Annotated in this window: 15 protein-coding genes; 11 read left to right on the top strand and 4 right to left on the bottom strand. The window is 62.8% G+C overall.

Annotated features, from left to right (window positions below):
* Window positions 1-51: 51 nt before the first annotated feature.
* A complete protein-coding gene (locus ASU23_RS13420) occupies window positions 52-2379 on the top strand; it encodes a bifunctional diguanylate cyclase/phosphodiesterase (protein WP_058038084.1) in 2328 nt (775 codons plus the stop codon).
* Between the two features lie 55 nt (window positions 2380-2434).
* Here the strand turns inward: ASU23_RS13420 and ASU23_RS13415 are convergent, their stop codons facing one another.
* Complete coding sequence (locus tag ASU23_RS13415; protein WP_003944195.1) at window positions 2435-3202, bottom strand: SDR family NAD(P)-dependent oxidoreductase; 768 nt, start codon at window positions 3200-3202, stop codon at window positions 2435-2437.
* 158 nt (window positions 3203-3360) lie between these two features.
* On the opposite strand from ASU23_RS13415, the gene ASU23_RS13410 reads away from it, so the two are divergent.
* From ASU23_RS13410 to ASU23_RS13390, 5 genes are read left to right on the top strand one after another with little or no spacing between them, the layout of a single operon-like run.
* Window positions 3361-3951 carry a hypothetical protein gene (locus tag ASU23_RS13410; protein WP_058038083.1) on the top strand — a complete coding sequence of 197 codons (591 nt, stop codon included), beginning with the start codon at window positions 3361-3363 and terminating at the stop codon, window positions 3949-3951.
* Window positions 3944-4594 carry a DUF6308 family protein gene (locus ASU23_RS13405; protein ID WP_058038082.1) on the top strand — a complete coding sequence of 217 codons (651 nt, stop codon included), beginning with the start codon at window positions 3944-3946 and terminating at the stop codon, window positions 4592-4594. The genes ASU23_RS13410 and ASU23_RS13405 overlap by 8 nt, the downstream gene beginning before the upstream one ends.
* Window positions 4595-4629: 35 nt before the next feature.
* Entirely contained in the window at window positions 4630-6087 is a 1458-nt protein-coding gene (locus ASU23_RS13400) for an HNH endonuclease signature motif containing protein (RefSeq protein WP_058038081.1), read from the top strand.
* A gap of 3 nt (window positions 6088-6090) precedes the next feature.
* The gene (locus tag ASU23_RS13395; protein ID WP_058038080.1) at window positions 6091-6348 is read left to right on the top strand and encodes an NAD(P)/FAD-dependent oxidoreductase; all 258 of its coding nucleotides are present in this window, start codon (window positions 6091-6093) and stop codon (window positions 6346-6348) included.
* Window positions 6345-7190 carry an FAD-dependent monooxygenase gene (locus tag ASU23_RS13390; protein WP_058038079.1) on the top strand — a complete coding sequence of 282 codons (846 nt, stop codon included), beginning with the start codon at window positions 6345-6347 and terminating at the stop codon, window positions 7188-7190. Before ASU23_RS13395 ends, ASU23_RS13390 begins: the two co-directional genes overlap by 4 nt.
* Here the strand turns inward: ASU23_RS13390 and ASU23_RS13385 are convergent.
* A complete protein-coding gene (locus ASU23_RS13385) occupies window positions 7153-7719 on the bottom strand; it encodes a GNAT family N-acetyltransferase (protein ID WP_058038078.1) in 567 nt (188 codons plus the stop codon). The two genes, ASU23_RS13390 and ASU23_RS13385, sit on opposite strands and share 38 nt — an antisense overlap.
* A complete protein-coding gene (locus tag ASU23_RS13380) occupies window positions 7716-8399 on the bottom strand; it encodes a TetR/AcrR family transcriptional regulator (RefSeq protein ID WP_058038077.1) in 684 nt (227 codons plus the stop codon). The genes ASU23_RS13385 and ASU23_RS13380 overlap by 4 nt, the downstream gene beginning before the upstream one ends.
* 102 nt (window positions 8400-8501) lie before the next feature.
* On the opposite strand from ASU23_RS13380, the gene ASU23_RS13375 reads away from it, so the two are divergent.
* From ASU23_RS13375 to ASU23_RS13355, 5 genes are read left to right on the top strand one after another with little or no spacing between them, the layout of a single operon-like run.
* Complete coding sequence (locus tag ASU23_RS13375; protein ID WP_058038076.1) at window positions 8502-9692, top strand: lipid-transfer protein; 1191 nt, start codon at window positions 8502-8504, stop codon at window positions 9690-9692.
* 42 nt (window positions 9693-9734) lie between these two features.
* A complete protein-coding gene (locus ASU23_RS13370) occupies window positions 9735-10166 on the top strand; it encodes an SRPBCC family protein (RefSeq protein ID WP_003944139.1) in 432 nt (143 codons plus the stop codon).
* Between the two features lie 7 nt (window positions 10167-10173).
* Entirely contained in the window at window positions 10174-11049 is an 876-nt protein-coding gene (locus ASU23_RS13365) for a MaoC/PaaZ C-terminal domain-containing protein (protein ID WP_058038075.1), read from the top strand.
* A 41-nt stretch (window positions 11050-11090) separates the two neighbouring features.
* Window positions 11091-11957, top strand: a complete 867-nt coding sequence (locus tag ASU23_RS13360) for an SDR family oxidoreductase (protein WP_007735961.1) — start codon at window positions 11091-11093, stop codon at window positions 11955-11957.
* A gap of 4 nt (window positions 11958-11961) precedes the next feature.
* Entirely contained in the window at window positions 11962-14160 is a 2199-nt protein-coding gene (locus ASU23_RS13355; RefSeq protein WP_058038074.1) for an acyl-CoA dehydrogenase, read from the top strand.
* Window positions 14161-14180: 20 nt separating this feature from the next.
* On the opposite strand, the gene ASU23_RS13350 is transcribed toward ASU23_RS13355, so the two are convergent.
* Window positions 14181-15593: an amidase gene (locus ASU23_RS13350; protein ID WP_058038073.1), complete on the bottom strand. Its 1413-nt coding sequence runs from the start codon at window positions 15591-15593 to the stop codon at window positions 14181-14183.
* Window positions 15594-15608 lie beyond the last annotated feature (15 nt).

Raw genomic sequence — 15608 nt, 5'->3', positions numbered from 1 at the left:
CCCGCATCCGCGCTACCTTCATCTGGTCGGCTCCACGATGGAGGGTGTTGCATGCTGAGCAGGCTGAATTCGAGCGCGAGCGACGCCGAACTGTCTGACGTCGAGCGGCGCGACCTCTTCGCACGCCAGATACTGCAGGTGACGACGGTCGCGCCACTGGCCAACATGGTCAATGTACTCAGCGTGTGCGCTTTGCTTGTGTATGTCGTACCCCCCGGTCACAACGAGTTTCGGGTGATCTGGGGTTCTGCGGCCTTCTTGGTCGTCCTCAATTCGGTGCGCGTCTGGATACCGCGAGTCGTCCTGAAGGGCCGGTACACGCCCAAACATACGACGAGGTACGACTACTGGGCGCTCATGCTCGAGGTGATCCTGCTCGGGCTTCTGCTTGTCGTTCTCGCCGCCGCGATGCTTCCCGTGACGGACAACTCGCGAAAGCTTGTGCTTCTAGCGACATTCGCCGGAGTCATGGGCGCCGGCGCCGTAGCATTGTCGACGGTTCGGTCGATAGCGGTAGCGTGGATTCTGGTGCACAGCATCGGATTGCTCGTCGTTATCCTGCCCAAGAGAACTACGGAATATGCTGTCCTCTCGTTCCAGTTGGTCGTGTACTCGGTGACACTGATTATCGGCGTCGTGTACCTCTGGGCGTCGTTCCGAAGTCGTTGTCTTGCCGAGTTCGAGGCTGCTGCCGAGCGCCAGACGGTCAGTTTGCTTCTCGACGATTTCGAGGGTGGGTCACGCGACTGGCTGTGGGAAGTCGACACCACCGGGACGTTGTCGCACACCTCCGCTCGGCTGTCGCAGATCTCGGGAGTTCCCGTCTCCGACCTGCGAACCCTGTCGCTGCGCGGATTGTTGGATCGGCTCGACGTGGGTTCGACGAAGAGTGGCCGAGCCGCGGTCCAGGTCATCGGAGATCACCTCGACCGCCTCATGCCGTTTCGAGAGGTCGTCATTCCCGTTCGTGTCGACGGCGTCGACCGATGGTGGTCTCTGTCGGGTCATCCCAGGCTATCCGAGGCCACGGAGTTCGTGGGTTGGCGAGGCGTGGGCTCGGACATCACCGAGAAGTACAACTACGAGCGGCGAATTCTGTGGCTTGCTGCAACCGACGGACTGACCGGGCTCCCGAATCGCCGGACGTTCGGCTCGGAGCTGTCCGACGCGCTCGGCACCGTCCGAACCGGCGAGGAAGTCCTTGTCGGAATCCTCGACCTGGACAATTTCAAGTCGGTGAACGACACGTTAGGGCACCCTGTCGGTGACAAATTGTTGATTTCCGTTGCTGCACGGCTCAATCGGGTGGTCGACGGCGCCATGTGCGCGCGAATCGGTGGTGACGAATTCGGCGTCGTCTTGCGGGGAACAGGGGACGGCGGAGAGGTGTTCGCTCGCTATCTGGATGCATTGCGTGAGCCGTTTTACGTGCGGGGGAATCGCATCGAGGTTCGTGCATCGATCGGCTATGCCGGCGCACCCGCAGATTCCGAAGACGCGGACACGCTTGTCATGTCCGCCGACCTGGCGCTGTATGCGGCAAAATCCGCCGGCAAGAACCGGGTAGGAAGATACTCACCGGTGCTGCGGGCGCGGGCCAGGGAGCGAGCATCGGCCCTGCAAGAACTTGGGCTTGCGATCGAGTCTCGGCAGTTCGAGCTGTACTACCAACCGCAGGTTCGTGCGGACACCGGCCGCGTCGAGGGTTTCGAGGCACTGCTTCGCTGGAATCACCCGGTGCGGGGCGTGCTTGCACCGCACATTTTCATCGATGTCGCGGAGGAGACCGGCCTGATAGTCCCTCTGGGGCTTCAGGTACTGAACATGGCGTGCGCCGAAGCCGCGACGTGGCCCGACGACACGTACGTGACGGTGAACGTCTCTCCGGTGCAACTGATGTCGTCCGGCTTCGGATCAGCCGTGAACGATGCGCTGGAGGCAAGCGGTCTGTCCGGCAAACGGCTTCAGCTGGAAATCACAGAGACGGGAGCAGTGGAGGAGCTTGCCGTCGCCGAGTTGGATCGCCTACGTGCCACCGGGATTGCGATTGCCTTGGACGACTTCGGAACCGGCTATTCGTCTTTCGAGAGTTTGAAGAAACTGCCATTGGACATTCTGAAGATCGACCGGTCGTTCATCACCGAATTGAACGAGGGTGATTCGGCAGTTGTCACTTCGGTGGTCGAGGTGGCGAAGGCGCTCGGTATGCAGTCATTGGCGGAAGGCGTGGAGACGGCCGACCAGCTGAGGCTCTTGCTTACCGCCGGTTGCGAATTGGTTCAGGGTTACTACATCAGCCGACCGATGCCGGCGAAGGAAGTAGCCGAGTACCTCAGCGCAACTGCCCACTCCAACGGTGGGTATTTTCATTCGTTCTGACAACTGTGCGCCTTTATTAACCGCGGGCGGTTAATAAAGGCGCACAGCAGGGAGGTTAGCGCGGCGCCATGCGCAGTGCGCCGTCCATGCGGATGGTCTCGCCGTTGAGGTAGTCGTGCTCGACGATCATCTGCGCGAGCTGCGCGTACTCGGACGGCTGGCCCAGGCGGGACGGGAACGGAACGCCGGCCTCGAGGCCCTTGCGGTACTCGTCGGTGACGCCTGCGAGCATCGGGGTGTCGATGATGCCGGGAGCGATCGTGTTGACGCGGATGCCGAACTGCGCAAGGTCACGGGCAGCCGGAACCGTCATGCCGTGCACGCCGCCCTTGGAGGCGGAGTACGCGATCTGGCCGATCTGGCCTTCGAAGGCAGCAACGGAAGCGGTGTTGATGACAACGCCGCGCTGGCCCGACTCGTCGACGGCCTCGGTCTTGGCGATGGCGTCGGCGGCCAGGCGCATGACGTTGAAGGTGCCGAGCAGGTTGACGGTGATGACCGTGCGGAACAGCTCGAGGTCGTGCGGACCCTTCTTGGACAGGATGCGTCCGGCCCAGCCGACACCGGCACAGTTGACGACGATGCGCAGCGGGGAGCCCGACTCGACGATCTGGTTGATCGCTGCTTCGACCTCTTCGCCGCTGGTCACGTCGGTGGGGATGAGGGTGACGCCGGCGGGGACGTTGTCGCCTGCGCGCTCGATCGACGCGGGCAGATCCAGGCCGAAGACGGTAGCGCCGGCGTCGGCGAGGCGCTTGGCTGTTGCGGCGCCGAGGCCTGATGCCGCTCCGGTGACCAGTGCTGCGGTTCCCTTGATTTCCACTTCGTGTGCTCCTCGAGTTAGCGATCGGTAAGGCGGTGGTACGTGTCGAGAACCATAACGCGAGGGTGTATGTGAGGGCGAACGCGCGAGACCCGCGTAGGGCTGGGTACCTTGGACGCGAGGTCTGAGAGCAAAGCACCGGACGAGAGGGGACCTGCGTGAGCAAGGCGCCTGTGCGTCCCGCCGCTTCTGTCGAGAATTTCGAGCGGTTGCAGCGCGACCCTCTCTTCGAAGATCTTGCCGAACTGATTGCCGAGGTTCTCTCCTACGCGTTCGACGCTCCGGCCGCCGTCGAGATCGAACAGTGGACGATCAGTTGCCTGCCGTCGACCAACCGATCCGCGGAGCGCCATCGCTTGTTCACGCTCAATATTGGTCCGATGGAGATTCTGAGCGTCGAGTGCCATCTGGTCGGCGGTAAGGCGATCGAGCACGTCATGTCCGTGTACGTATCCAGTTCGGCACTGGAATCGCGAACCGGCTGCAGCATCGAAGAACTCGATGCCAAGCACGATCTGGTCGCCATCAGACGCACCGAGTTGGCGTCCGCCGACGGCGACGGGACCGTGATCGACTGCAGTCTCGAGGACTCGGATGCGTTGGAACAGTTCGCCCAGCTGCCCGTCGACGTGACGACGGTTCGTCCGCTCGCGGAGCATCTTGTTGCCAAGGGCAAGGGCCCATTTCGGCAGTATCACAACGCCGGGTTCGCCAAATATGTACTGGAAAGGTCGCTCGACCATGGTTGATCAGTTGCCCATCCGACTCCCGCGTGTGCTGCGAGACGGGGACGATGACGGCGCGGTCGACGTGCTGCAGGAATATTTCACGAGGCCGCTCCGAAAGACCGGTTATCTCCGAACCGGTGCGTTGTGGGATTCCTGGGATCCCAGTGGCAATCGCGATCGTGATGCGAACATCTTCACCGCGGAAGATCTTGTTGCGGTGACGCTTCTGTCGGTTCAGGTTCCGGCGCAAGGAGCCTTCTTCCTGCTCGGGGAGAACAATGCCGAACTGAACCGACTCCTGGCGGACGTGGGCCCGGATCGCGATCTGTCGAACGAACCCGATCCCTTCACTCCGGAATCCCCGGTGTGGCGGTTGGAGACGGCGCTTCGAGAGATTCACGGCGTCGGGCGAACCATGGCGTCCAAACTGATCGCGCGCAAGCGTCCGCGACTCTTCCCGATCTACGACGACGTCATCGGGCGGGAGTTGGGAACGAAGTCGGCCCACCTGGAACCCGTTCGCGTAGCCATGTGGGAAGACGAGTTGCAGAGTCGACTCCTCGATCTACGTGCACGAGCAGGTCTCGACGAATCCGTTCCGGTCATCAGGGTGTTGGACGTGCTGGCGTGGATGCAGGGTAAGGGATACAAACCGGCACTCTAGCTTTCTTGTCGGTGGGTGGGTTTATTGTCGAATGTATGTTCGATAAGGGATTGACGAGCGGTGTGGGGACATCCGTCGATGACGGCTGTCCTGTCGTCGACCCACTCGTGTTGCCGGACATGCTCTTTGCGACGGCGCAGAGCGAGAACATGCTTGCCGCGCAAAAGGTGCTCGGTGCATCCATGTTGTCGGAGTCGAGATTCAACGCCGAACTCGACGTGTCCGGTGATGTCGACAAGGCGTGGCGGATCGCATGCAACGAGATCGCGGTCATGCTCACGTGCTCGCGTCGTACTGCCGAAGTCCACATCGAGATCGGTGATGCCCTACGGGAGTTCCTTCCGCTCACCAAGGTCGCCTTCGCTGCCGGCGAGCTGGACTATGCGCGTGTGTGCAAGATTGTCGACGGACTCACCGGGGTCGACCCCGAGGCGATCGCAGCACTCGAGCGCCGGGTACTTGCCTCGGCGCACCGTCTTCCGCCCGGGCAACTGGAGCGCGACATCGAGCGCCAGCTCTTTGCCTACGATCCGGATGCTGCCGCCGAACGTCGCCGGAAGATGCTGGAACACCGCGATGTTCGCACGCGTGCAGACCGTCACGGACTCGACCAGTTGCAGGCAACACTCAGCGCGACCGAGGCCGTCGAAGCGCTTGGCCTGATCAACGAGGCCGCCGGAAGCGTCTGCAACCACGATCCACGAAATGTCTCGACCCGTAGGGCCGACGCACTGGTCGCTCTGCTGCACGGCGAACAGGGGCTGACTTGTCAGTGTGGCAGCGAAACGTGCGAGGCAGCATTCACAGCAGCTCGATCGACTGCGCCCTCACGTCGGAAGCCGTTGTTGCACATCGTGTGTGATCTGGCGACGCTCCTCGGATTGATGTCAGATCCCGCGAGCATCGACGGATACGGGCCGATCGATCCTGATTTTGCTCGCGAGCTCGCCGCTGATTCCACCTGGCAGGCCTTGTTTGTCGATTTCCGCGCCCAGGTCGCGGGGAACCGACCGCGTCGGCAGCATGCTCCGACTGTCCTGCCGCTTGTCGCCCGACGTGATCGCCCAAGTCGCGAACCGAACGGCTGCGGGGATCGGATTCGGGCAATGCAACGGTTGGTCGCGCGAGCCCCGGACATCGTTCGAAGATCGGATGGGCATGGCGCCCAGCCCGATCCACCTCCCGGCGCGCTGACCTATGCTCCGGGAGCGGCTCTGGCCGCATTGGTGCGGGCCGTCGACGGTCACTGCCGGTTCCCTGGTTGTTCGGTGCCCGCGAACAGGTGCCAACTCGACCACGTCACCGAGTTCGATCCTTCCGATCCGAGACGCGGTGGGTGGACCATTGCGAGCAACCTCCAATGCCTGTGTCGTCATCACCATCAGGTGAAGACATACAGGTTGTGGACGCCGGTGATGCTGGAGGACCGTGCCATTCACTGGACCGATAAAACCAGCGGGTTGACGGCGGTCACGGTTCCGGAGAGGATCTGACCTGTGCCGGAAGGACAGTGCGCGGGAATCGTCGGCGGGGGAATTGGCGGGCTGACGGCTGCCATCGCGCTCCGCAAAGCAGGCTGGGATGTCACCGTGTACGAGCGTTCGTCCGAGTTTACGGAGGTAGGCGCCGCCGTCGTGTTGTTTCCCAACGCTCTGGCAGCGTTGGACGAAATCGGTGTAGGCGAACAGGTCAGGGCGAATTCCCTTCCGTACAGCTCGGGCGCGATCAGGAATCTGCGCGGGCAAAACTGGTGACGCGCAAAATTGGTGACCTCGCCGGCGGTCGCGATCTGGTGACAATCCACCGCGCCGATCTGATCGACGTGTTGGTTCGCGCAATCCCCGCTGAGTGCCTACGCACCGGAACCAGGGTGACGGGTGTTGGCTGCGGAAATCATGGCCGCGGCGAGATCGTCACCGATGGTGATACCGCTCGATACGACCTTGTCGTTGCTGCGGACGGTGTGCACAGTGTTGTGCGACAGCAGATCTGGGACGGCGAGGGAACCGTGGAACGGACTGGCGTGTCCGCTTGGCGCTGGATCGTCGATGGTCCACCGCCCGATTTTGTCGGACAGGTATGGGGGATTCGAGGGGAGTTCGGGATTCTCCCGTTGGCGGGCAACCGCACCTACGCTTTCGCGGGTGCGCAACGCGGCGAGAGTCTTGCGCATTTTGCGGACTGGCCCGAACCTGTGTCGCAGCTCGTCGCGAACGCTGACCCGACCCGCATCATCGAGAACGAACTGCTCGAGATTCGGACCCCGAAGTTGTTGACACGCGGCAAAGTTGCGTTGATTGGCGACGCCGCTCATGCCATGCGCCCTCACCTCGGGCTAGGTGCGGCTTTGGCGATCGAGGACGCCGTTACTCTTGCTGCCTATGCGGACGATCTCGCCGGCTACACAAAGGCTCGACGTCATAGAGTTCGAACTGTTCAATGGATTTCGCGACAGATGTCGACCGTCGTGATGCCGGACAATCGATCGTTAGCGGCGGTGCGTGACGTCGTTGTGCGGTTGACTCCCGACATCCTTGCCTTGTCGGTATTCGGTGTGATCAACCGTTGGCGGCCGAAGCCGATCGAGAGGCACTGACTTCGAAGATGGTTTCCAGACCGTCTTCTTCGTCCCACTGCTCACCGACTTCGCAAAAATTGTACTGGCTGATCAGATTTCGTGATGCGATGTTGTCCGGACTGATGGTCGCTCGAACGGTGTGTACTTCGGATTCGCGACTCGCGACGTCGAGAAGTATCTCGAGGGCGGACCGTGCGTAGCCCTGGCGCCGGAACGCCGGGTCGATGCGATATCCGACCTCCACCATCCCGCGCGCATCGGGACGACCATGGAATCCGGCCATCCCCACCGGCGTCGAGGTGCGGGCATCGACGGCGATGCGGGTGATCCACGCGCTGTCGAGGGGATTCTCTGCTATCTGCTTGCTCCGGTAGCGCCACAAGCCCTGGCATTCTTCGCCGAGGAGATACGGGGTCAGGAGGTCGGGTGCGAGTTCCATTGCAAGAGTGGCGTTGTCTTCACCCAGTGCGTGCAGGGCGAGTGATGGAACCTGGACCAGTTGAAGTCCCCGTCCGTCGAGTGTCCAGGGTAGTTCGGTGACTGTCACAGGTCGGCGATGGGGGTCGACAGCGTTATGTCGACACCGATGCTCCGGAGATTGCCGTCGAGGACTTGCCAGATGGAGCGTTCGAGGAATTCGGCCAATTCCGCACCGGTCACATCGGAACCCGGCTGGCTGAGCCAACGGTTGACGCTGACGTCGACCAATCCGATGACGCCGAAAGCCAAGGGCTCCGCCATCTTCGACGGTTTGCCACGGCTGGTGAGGATCGTGCCCAACAAATTTCCCAATTGGACGGCGATGGCCGTCTTGGTTCCGGTCACCACTTTCGAACCGGTGGCCCGCGTACTCGGCGAACCCTTGCCTAAAAAGTGGTGCAGTCGTGGATATTTCACAATCCACTGGAGGTAGGTCTCGACGGCCCGTGAGATGGCCTCGCCGACGGTGCCTTGTGGCGTGAGGGTGGGGGTCAGGTCGGTCATCATCATCTCGAGGATGCGGACTCGCAGCTGCTCGTCGAGGTCGGCTCGATCCTTGAAGATCCGGTAGACAACGGAGCGGGGGACGTCGGCGCGCTCGGCGATCTGCTGGACGCCGACGTCGGCGCCACCTTCGTTGACTGCATCGAGTGCTGCGTCGAGGATCCGCGCTTTGCGCTGCTCCTTGTGATCGTTCCAGCGAGTGCTGCGCCCGTCGGGCTGCGCCGACTCGGCTGTTTTTGTCATAAATCGAACGATACTCACCCCGCCATTGACTGGACAAGATGTCTCACATACTTTGGTGGGACAGCGTGTCACACACAGATACCGTTCTCTTCAGGAGTGGCAATGAGTAACAGGGTTTTTGTCGTCGGCGTCGGCATGACGAAGTTCGAGAAGCCGGGAGCCCGCGAGTGGGACTACCCCGACATGGCACGCGAGTCGGGTACCAAGGCGCTCGAAGACGCGGGTATCGACTACACCGAGGTCGAGCAGGCATACGTCGGCTACGTCTACGGCGAGTCCACCGCAGGTCAGCGCGCTGTCTACGAGCTCGGTCTGACGGGTATCCCCATCGTCAACGTGAACAACAACTGTTCGACGGGATCGACCGCGCTCTACCTCGCCACGCAGGCGGTCAAGAGTGGTCAGGCCGACTGCGCACTCGCGCTGGGCTTCGAGAAGATGCAGTCCGGGTCCCTCGGATCCACCTACGACGACCGTGAACAGCCCCTCATGCGGCACCTCCTCGCTCTCGCCGAGCTGCAGGAGTTCGCGATGCCGCCGGCTCCGTACATGTTCGGCGCCGCGGGCGTCGAGCACATGGAACGCTTCGGAACCACTGCCGAGCAGTTCGCGAAGATCGCCGTCAAGAACCACAAGCACTCACTGAACAACCCGTACGCGCAGTTCCAGGACGAGTACACCCTCGAGCAGATCCTCGAAGCACGCCAGATTCACGGGCCGCTCACCAAGCTCCAGTGCTCGCCCACCTCGGACGGATCCGGCGCGGCGATCATCGCCAGCGAAGCATTCGTCGAAAAGCACGGGCTCGCTGCTCAGGCGATCGAGATCGTCGGACAGGCCATGGTCACCGACATGAACAGCACTTTCGAGGACAAGAGCGCCATCAGCCTCGTCGGCGCGGACATGACCCGCAAGGCCGCCGAGAAGGTATACGCCCAGGCCGGGATCACCGCCGACGACGTCGACGTCATCGAACTCCACGACTGCTTCTCCACCAACGAGTTGCTGACCTACGAGGCACTTGGACTGTGCGCCGAAGGTGACAGCGGCAAGCTCGTCGACGCCGACGACACCACCTACGGCGGACGCTGGGTGGTCAACCCGTCCGGCGGCCTTATCTCGAAGGGCCACCCTCTCGGAGCAACAGGCCTCGCGCAGTGCGCCGAACTCACCTGGCAGCTCCGCGGAACCGCGGACAAGCGTCAGGTCGACGGCGCGAAGGTCGCCCTCCAGCACAACATCGGACTCGGCGGTGCAGTTGTCGTGACCGCATACAAGCCCTACGCACGCTGAATCACACCCTCAACCCGCTAGCTACCCACTAGGAGTTTCATCATGGCTTCCGTTTCCGTCTCCGCTGTACTGCCCGCATCCCCCGAGAAGACCTGGGATGCGCTCTCCGACCTGTCGCGCTGGGAGGAGTGGCTCACCATTCACCAGGGCTGGAAGAGTGAACTCCCCACCGAGGTGGCTTTGGGCGCCAAGTTCACCGAGGTCGTCTCCGTGATGGGTATGGCCAACAAGATCGAGTGGACCGTCGAAGAGGTCGAGGTTCCGAAGATGGTCAAGATTGCCGGTACCGGAATGGCCGGCGTCACCGTCGAATTCGTTCTCTCGGTCGAGGCCGACGGTGCGGGTTCGAAGGCAACCGTCGACGCCAGCTTCAAGGGCACCATGATCGTCGGGCCGATCGGCAAGGCAGTTGCCAAGAACGCCAAGGCTGATCTCGAGGCCTCGCTGGCCAAGTTCGCCGAGCTGGTCGGGTAACGGCTCGATGACGACACCGAAGACCAACGCGGTCGAATTCGATACGTCCGGGCTGGACGTATGGACCGATCCGGAGCACTTCGAGGTGACAGCCGAGCGCATCGCCGAATATGCCGCTGCCACCAACGACCCCATCGAGCGACACCTGAAAGGCGAGATCGCTCCGCCGGTCTTCGCGGTGGTACCCGTCTTCATGTCGATGGCACCCGCTGCGCTGTCGGTGGCGCCGGTCGAACTGCTGATGAAGCTCGTTCACGGTGAGCAGGACTTCCTGTTCCACCGTCCGATCTACCCTGGCGACCATCTGGTCGCTCGCGCCAAGCCCATCGGATTCGAGGGCCGGGACAACGGGTCCACCGTCGTCATCTACGTCGAAACCAAAACCGACAAGGGTGAATTGGTCAACGAGCAATGGATGACAGCGTTCTTCCGCAAGGTCGACGCGGGCCCCGGACTGGGCGAGAAGGCTCCCGAACACCGATTCGACGACGCTCTTCGCGCTGGTAGACCCGCAGCGGTGGTGAACCAGCATATCGACGAGGACCAGACGTTCCGGTACTCACCGGCTTCCGGCGATCCGATGCCGATCCACCTTGACGAGGAGATCGCTCGGATGTCCGGGCTCCCCGGAATCATCAACCACGGACTGTGCACGATGGCGTTCACGTCGTGGGGAGCCCTGACCGAACTGGCAGGCGGCGAGACCGAGCGGTTGCGTCGTCTCGCAGTGCGATTCGCGAAACCCGTACTCCCGACACAGGACATCGAGACGGTGTTCTACAAGTCGAGTTCGGCAGACGGAGCCACGTCGTACTCGTACGAAACCAGCGCGGTCGGCGACCTCGTGATCAAGGACGGCCTGGCGGTCATCGCCGACAAATGAGTCTTCATGTCCGACAACTGAACTGATGGGAATCTGAACTGATGGGAAGTCTCGACGGTCGCGTAGCGATCATCACCGGAGCAGGACGCGGCATCGGCCGTGAGCATGCGCTGCTCTTCGCTCGTGAGGGTGCGAGCGTCGTGGTCAACGATCTCGGCGGAGCAAACGACGGTTCCGGTGCAGATGCCGGCCCCGCGCAGCAGGTAGTCGACGAGATCGTCGCTGCAGGCGGCAAGGCTGTTGCCAACACCGACAACATCGCCACCTGGGACGGCGCCGAGGGCCTCGTCAAGCAGGCCGTCAGCGAGTTCGGCCGACTCGACGTACTGGTCAACAACGCCGGCATTCTTCGTGACGCCTTCATCGCCGGTATGGACGAGAGCCAGTGGGATGCAGTCATTGCCGTGCACCTCAAGGGGCACGCAGCGACGCTGCACCACGCGGCCGCATACTGGAAGGACCAGAGCAAGGCAGGCGAGACCGTCAACGCTTCGGTCATCAACACTGCTTCGGCTTCGGGTACCTTCATGCCTAATGCGGGCCAGGGCAACTACGGTGCCGCCAAGGCGGGCATCGCAGCCCTGACGTTGGTGGCCGCTGACGAGCTCGATCGATACGGCGTGCGCGTCAACGCAATTGCGCCGATCGCGCGTACTCGACTGACGCTGGCGACACCCGGTATGGGTGCGCTCTTCGCGGCCGAGGTCCCCGAGGGTGAATTCGACGCGTTTGCGCCGTCCAACATCTCGCCGCTCGTGGCCTATCTCGCGGCGGCGGACTGCAAGCTCACCGGCAAGGTGTATGCCGTTCAGGGTGGGGCCATCACGGAACTCGCCGGCTGGCACGGTGTGAACACCATCGAGAGCGAGGGTCCCTGGACCACCGCCGACCTCGCAGAACGACTGTAAGCACATGGCACGCAACGCATACGAACTCGGTCTCGGGCTGAGTGAGGAGCACACCGCGCTTGCAGATTCGGTGCGCTCCTTCGCCGAGCGCACCATCACCACCGAGCAGGTGCGCGCGGCCGTGGAGTCGCGGACCGAGGACAAGTTCCCCCAGTTCTGGACGGCACTCGTCGGGCAGGACCTTCTCGGGCTCGCGGTTCCGGAAGAGCAAGGTGGTCACGGCGCCGGCCTGCTGACCCTGGCGGTGGCACTGGAAGCATTGGGCCGCACAGTCTCTCCCGGCCCGTTCGTTCCGACGGTATTGGCAAGTGCCGTTCTCGGTGTCGCCGATTCCAAGGCGGGACCCGAGTTCCTGCCCGGTCTGATCGACGGAAGTCGTACGGCAGCAGTCGCCTTGGGTGCACCGTTTGCGGCCGAGTCGTCGGACGGTGGGTACAAGATCACGGGCGCACTCGACGGTGTGCTCGGTGGTGAGCACGCCGACGTACTGCTGGCTCCGATCCAGTTGCCCGAGGGCGTTCGCTACGCGGTGCTCGAGAGCAGCGCAGTCGCGATCACCGTTCAGGACAGCATCGACGTGCTGCGCGGTAGTGCGCGGATCGAAGCTGACAATGCTCAGATCAGCGCCGAACGGATACTCGACGGTCTCACCGAGGCGCGGGTACGGTCCATTGCCGCAGTCGTTCTCGGCGCCGAAGACGTCGGCGTCATGTCCTGGTGCGTTTCCACTGCGTCGGAGTACGCCAAGACACGCGTGCAGTTCGGGCGACCCATCGGCCAGTTCCAGGGCGTCAAGCACAAGTGTGCGCAGATGGGCATTGCGCTCGAGCAGGCACGCGCCGTTGTGTGGGATGCGGCAAGCGCATTGGACAAGGGCGACGACACGGCAGATTTTGCCGCCGATATCGCAGCAGTCATCGTGCCGGACGCCGCAGTGCAGGTAGCGCAGGATTGTGTGCAGGTCCACGGCGGCATCGGCTTCACGTGGGAGCACGACGCCCACCTGTACTACCGGCGCGCGCTCTCGATCCGCGGCATTCTCGGCACCCGCGAGGATCGAGCCAATCGTGTTGCGCAGCAGGCACTTGACGGTGTCAGCCGGGCTTCGGTTCTCGAACTGCCGCCGGAGGCAGAGGAGATCCGCGGCGGCATCGCGGCCGAGCTTGCCAAGTTGGTCGAGCTCGACGAGGACGACCAGCTGATCGCGCTCGGCGACGGCGGCTGGGTTCAGCCTCACCTGCCGAAGCCGTACGGGCGCGGCGCCGCTCCGCTCGAGCAGATCGTCATCTCCCAGGAAATCAAGGCTGCCGGTATCTCGATGCCGCAGCTTCTGATGGGAACGTGGGCAGTGCAGGCCGTCGTGGCACATGGTTCGGACAAGCAGAAGCAAGAGCTGGCCGTGCCTACCCTGCAGGGTGAGCTGGTGTGGTGCCAGCTCTTCAGCGAGCCCGGTGCTGGTTCCGACCTTGCGTCATTGTCCACGAAGGCCGAAAAGGTCGACGGCGGTTGGAAGATCACCGGTCAGAAGATCTGGACCACGGTTGCGCAGTTCTCCGACTGGGCAATGCTGATCGCCCGCACGGACGCCACCAAGCCGAAGCATCAGGGCATCACCTACTTCGTGCTCGATATGTCGACACCGGGCATCACCGTCCGCCCGCTGCGTGAGATGACGGGCTCGGCGCTGTTCAACGAGGTGTTCCTCGACGACGTGTTCATCCCTGACGAGAACGTGGTCGGTGAGGTCAACGACGGTTGGAACGTCGCCCGGACGACGCTGGCCGGCGAGCGCGTCGCGCTCAGCCAGAAGATGGAGGCGTACGCCTCGGACTCCGATCTGCTGAAGTTCGCGAAGTCGGCAGACCTGAGCCCGATCGGACGCTACCGCGTCGGTGAGCTGGTGGCCGAGAGCCAGGCGATCGACCTCATCGGCTCCCGCGTTGTGCTCAAGCAACTTTCGGGAATCGACGTGAGTACGACGTCGAGCGTCGGCAAGCTGTTGGCGATGAAGATCAGCCAGTCGATCGCCGAGTTCGTCGTCGCCGAACTGGGTGCTGCCGGAGCGGTCAGCATCCCAGGTCAGCCAAGCGACAAGGCGATGGAGCAGCTCATTTCGGGCCGTGCCACCACCATCTACGGCGGCACAACCGAGGTGCAGCTCAACGTGATCGGTGAGCGCATGCTCGGATTGCCGCGAGACTGAGGGTATTTATCGGGTGGGGCTCAGTCCTGGATTCTTCTCCAGGGCTGAGCCTCTTCCAGTTCGAAGGCCAATTCGAGGAGCGTGCGCTCGTCGCCGAGATCGGCGGAGAAATGCGAAGCCAACGGCAAACCATTGCTGGTCTGATGCATCGGTAGCGAAATCGCGGGACCTCCGGAGATGTTGTTCAGCGGCGTGAACGACGTGTACGCGATCAACTTGTCGAAAAGCTCCTCGAAAGGCTGAGCGGGAGAGAGGTATCCGAGCTCGGGGGTGGTGTGCCCCAGGGCCGGCGAGAGCACGACGTCGTACTTCAAGAACATGGCGCTGTATTGCTGCTGGAGCCGTCGCAGACGGTAGAGCACGCGCGGCGTCTTCACCAGGTTCTTCCGGTACAGCGTGTAGAGGCCCTTGGTGAGATTGTCGGTGCCGGACTTGTCGAAGTCGGGTCCGAGCATTTGTTTGCCACCGGTGGAGATGGCAAACGACAGAAAGCCCCAGTAAATGCTGAAGTCGTCGATGAATTCGGGGCCGACGGGCAGTGCTGCGTCCTCGACATGATGGCCAAGGCTTGCAAGGAGTTCGGCCGTAGCTTCGACGGACTTGCGCGTCTCGTCGTCCGTCTTGGTGACGGTGACGGAATCGGCGATCACGCCGACGCGCAGGCGGGTTGAGCTGGGTCCTTCGATCAAGCGAACCGGTGCGAGTCGCGGATTGCGGTAGTAGTTCTCAGCCGCAGACATCCATCGTGCAGTGTCGCGAACAGTCCGAGTAACGGCGCCCTGGGCGATCAACCGGATCGGCATCGACTTGTCGGCCGGATCGGCGATGGTGCGTCCGCGAGTGGGTTTGAGTCCGACGAGTCCGCAGGCAGCGGCGGGAATGCGAATCGATCCACCGCCGTCGTTGGCGTGCGCGATCGGGAGTACGCCGGCAGCAACAAGCGCGGCTGCGCCTCCCGAGGAAGCGCCCGACGAGTACGCCGGATTCCACGGGTTGTGGACGGGTTCTTCCGTCATGTATTCGGTGGACGCACTGAACCCGAACTCGGGCAGTCGGGTCTTGCCGATCGAAATGGCCCCGGTGGAGAGGAACTGCTTCGCGAAATCGCTGTCGGCTTTGGCGGGGACCGCGGTGAAGGCGGTACTGCCCTGCTGGGTGGGAAGGCCGGCGCTGTCGGTGTTGTCCTTGATCGCGGTGGGGACACCGGCAAAGACGCCCTTGGCGGGCCGGTTGCTCCTGGCGAGGGCACGATCGAAATCAGTGCAGGCCAGACCGTTCAATTGCCCCTGCACTGCCTCGGCGCGGGCGATTGATGCCTCCATGACTTCCCGTGCGGTCACCTCGCCTGATTCGATCCGGGCGGCGACGCCGGTGGCGTCGAGGTCGCCCAGGGCGTCGTCGGTGAAAGCGTGGATGGGGGTGTTCGCGGTCATGGGGATCCTTGTCAG

The organism is Rhodococcus sp. KB6 (assembly GCF_001445685.1).
GTDB classification, from domain to species: domain Bacteria; phylum Actinomycetota; class Actinomycetes; order Mycobacteriales; family Mycobacteriaceae; genus Rhodococcus_F; species Rhodococcus_F qingshengii.
The sequence above is the reverse complement of the archived record's forward strand: the minus strand, read 5'-3'. Positions and strand labels throughout refer to the sequence as shown.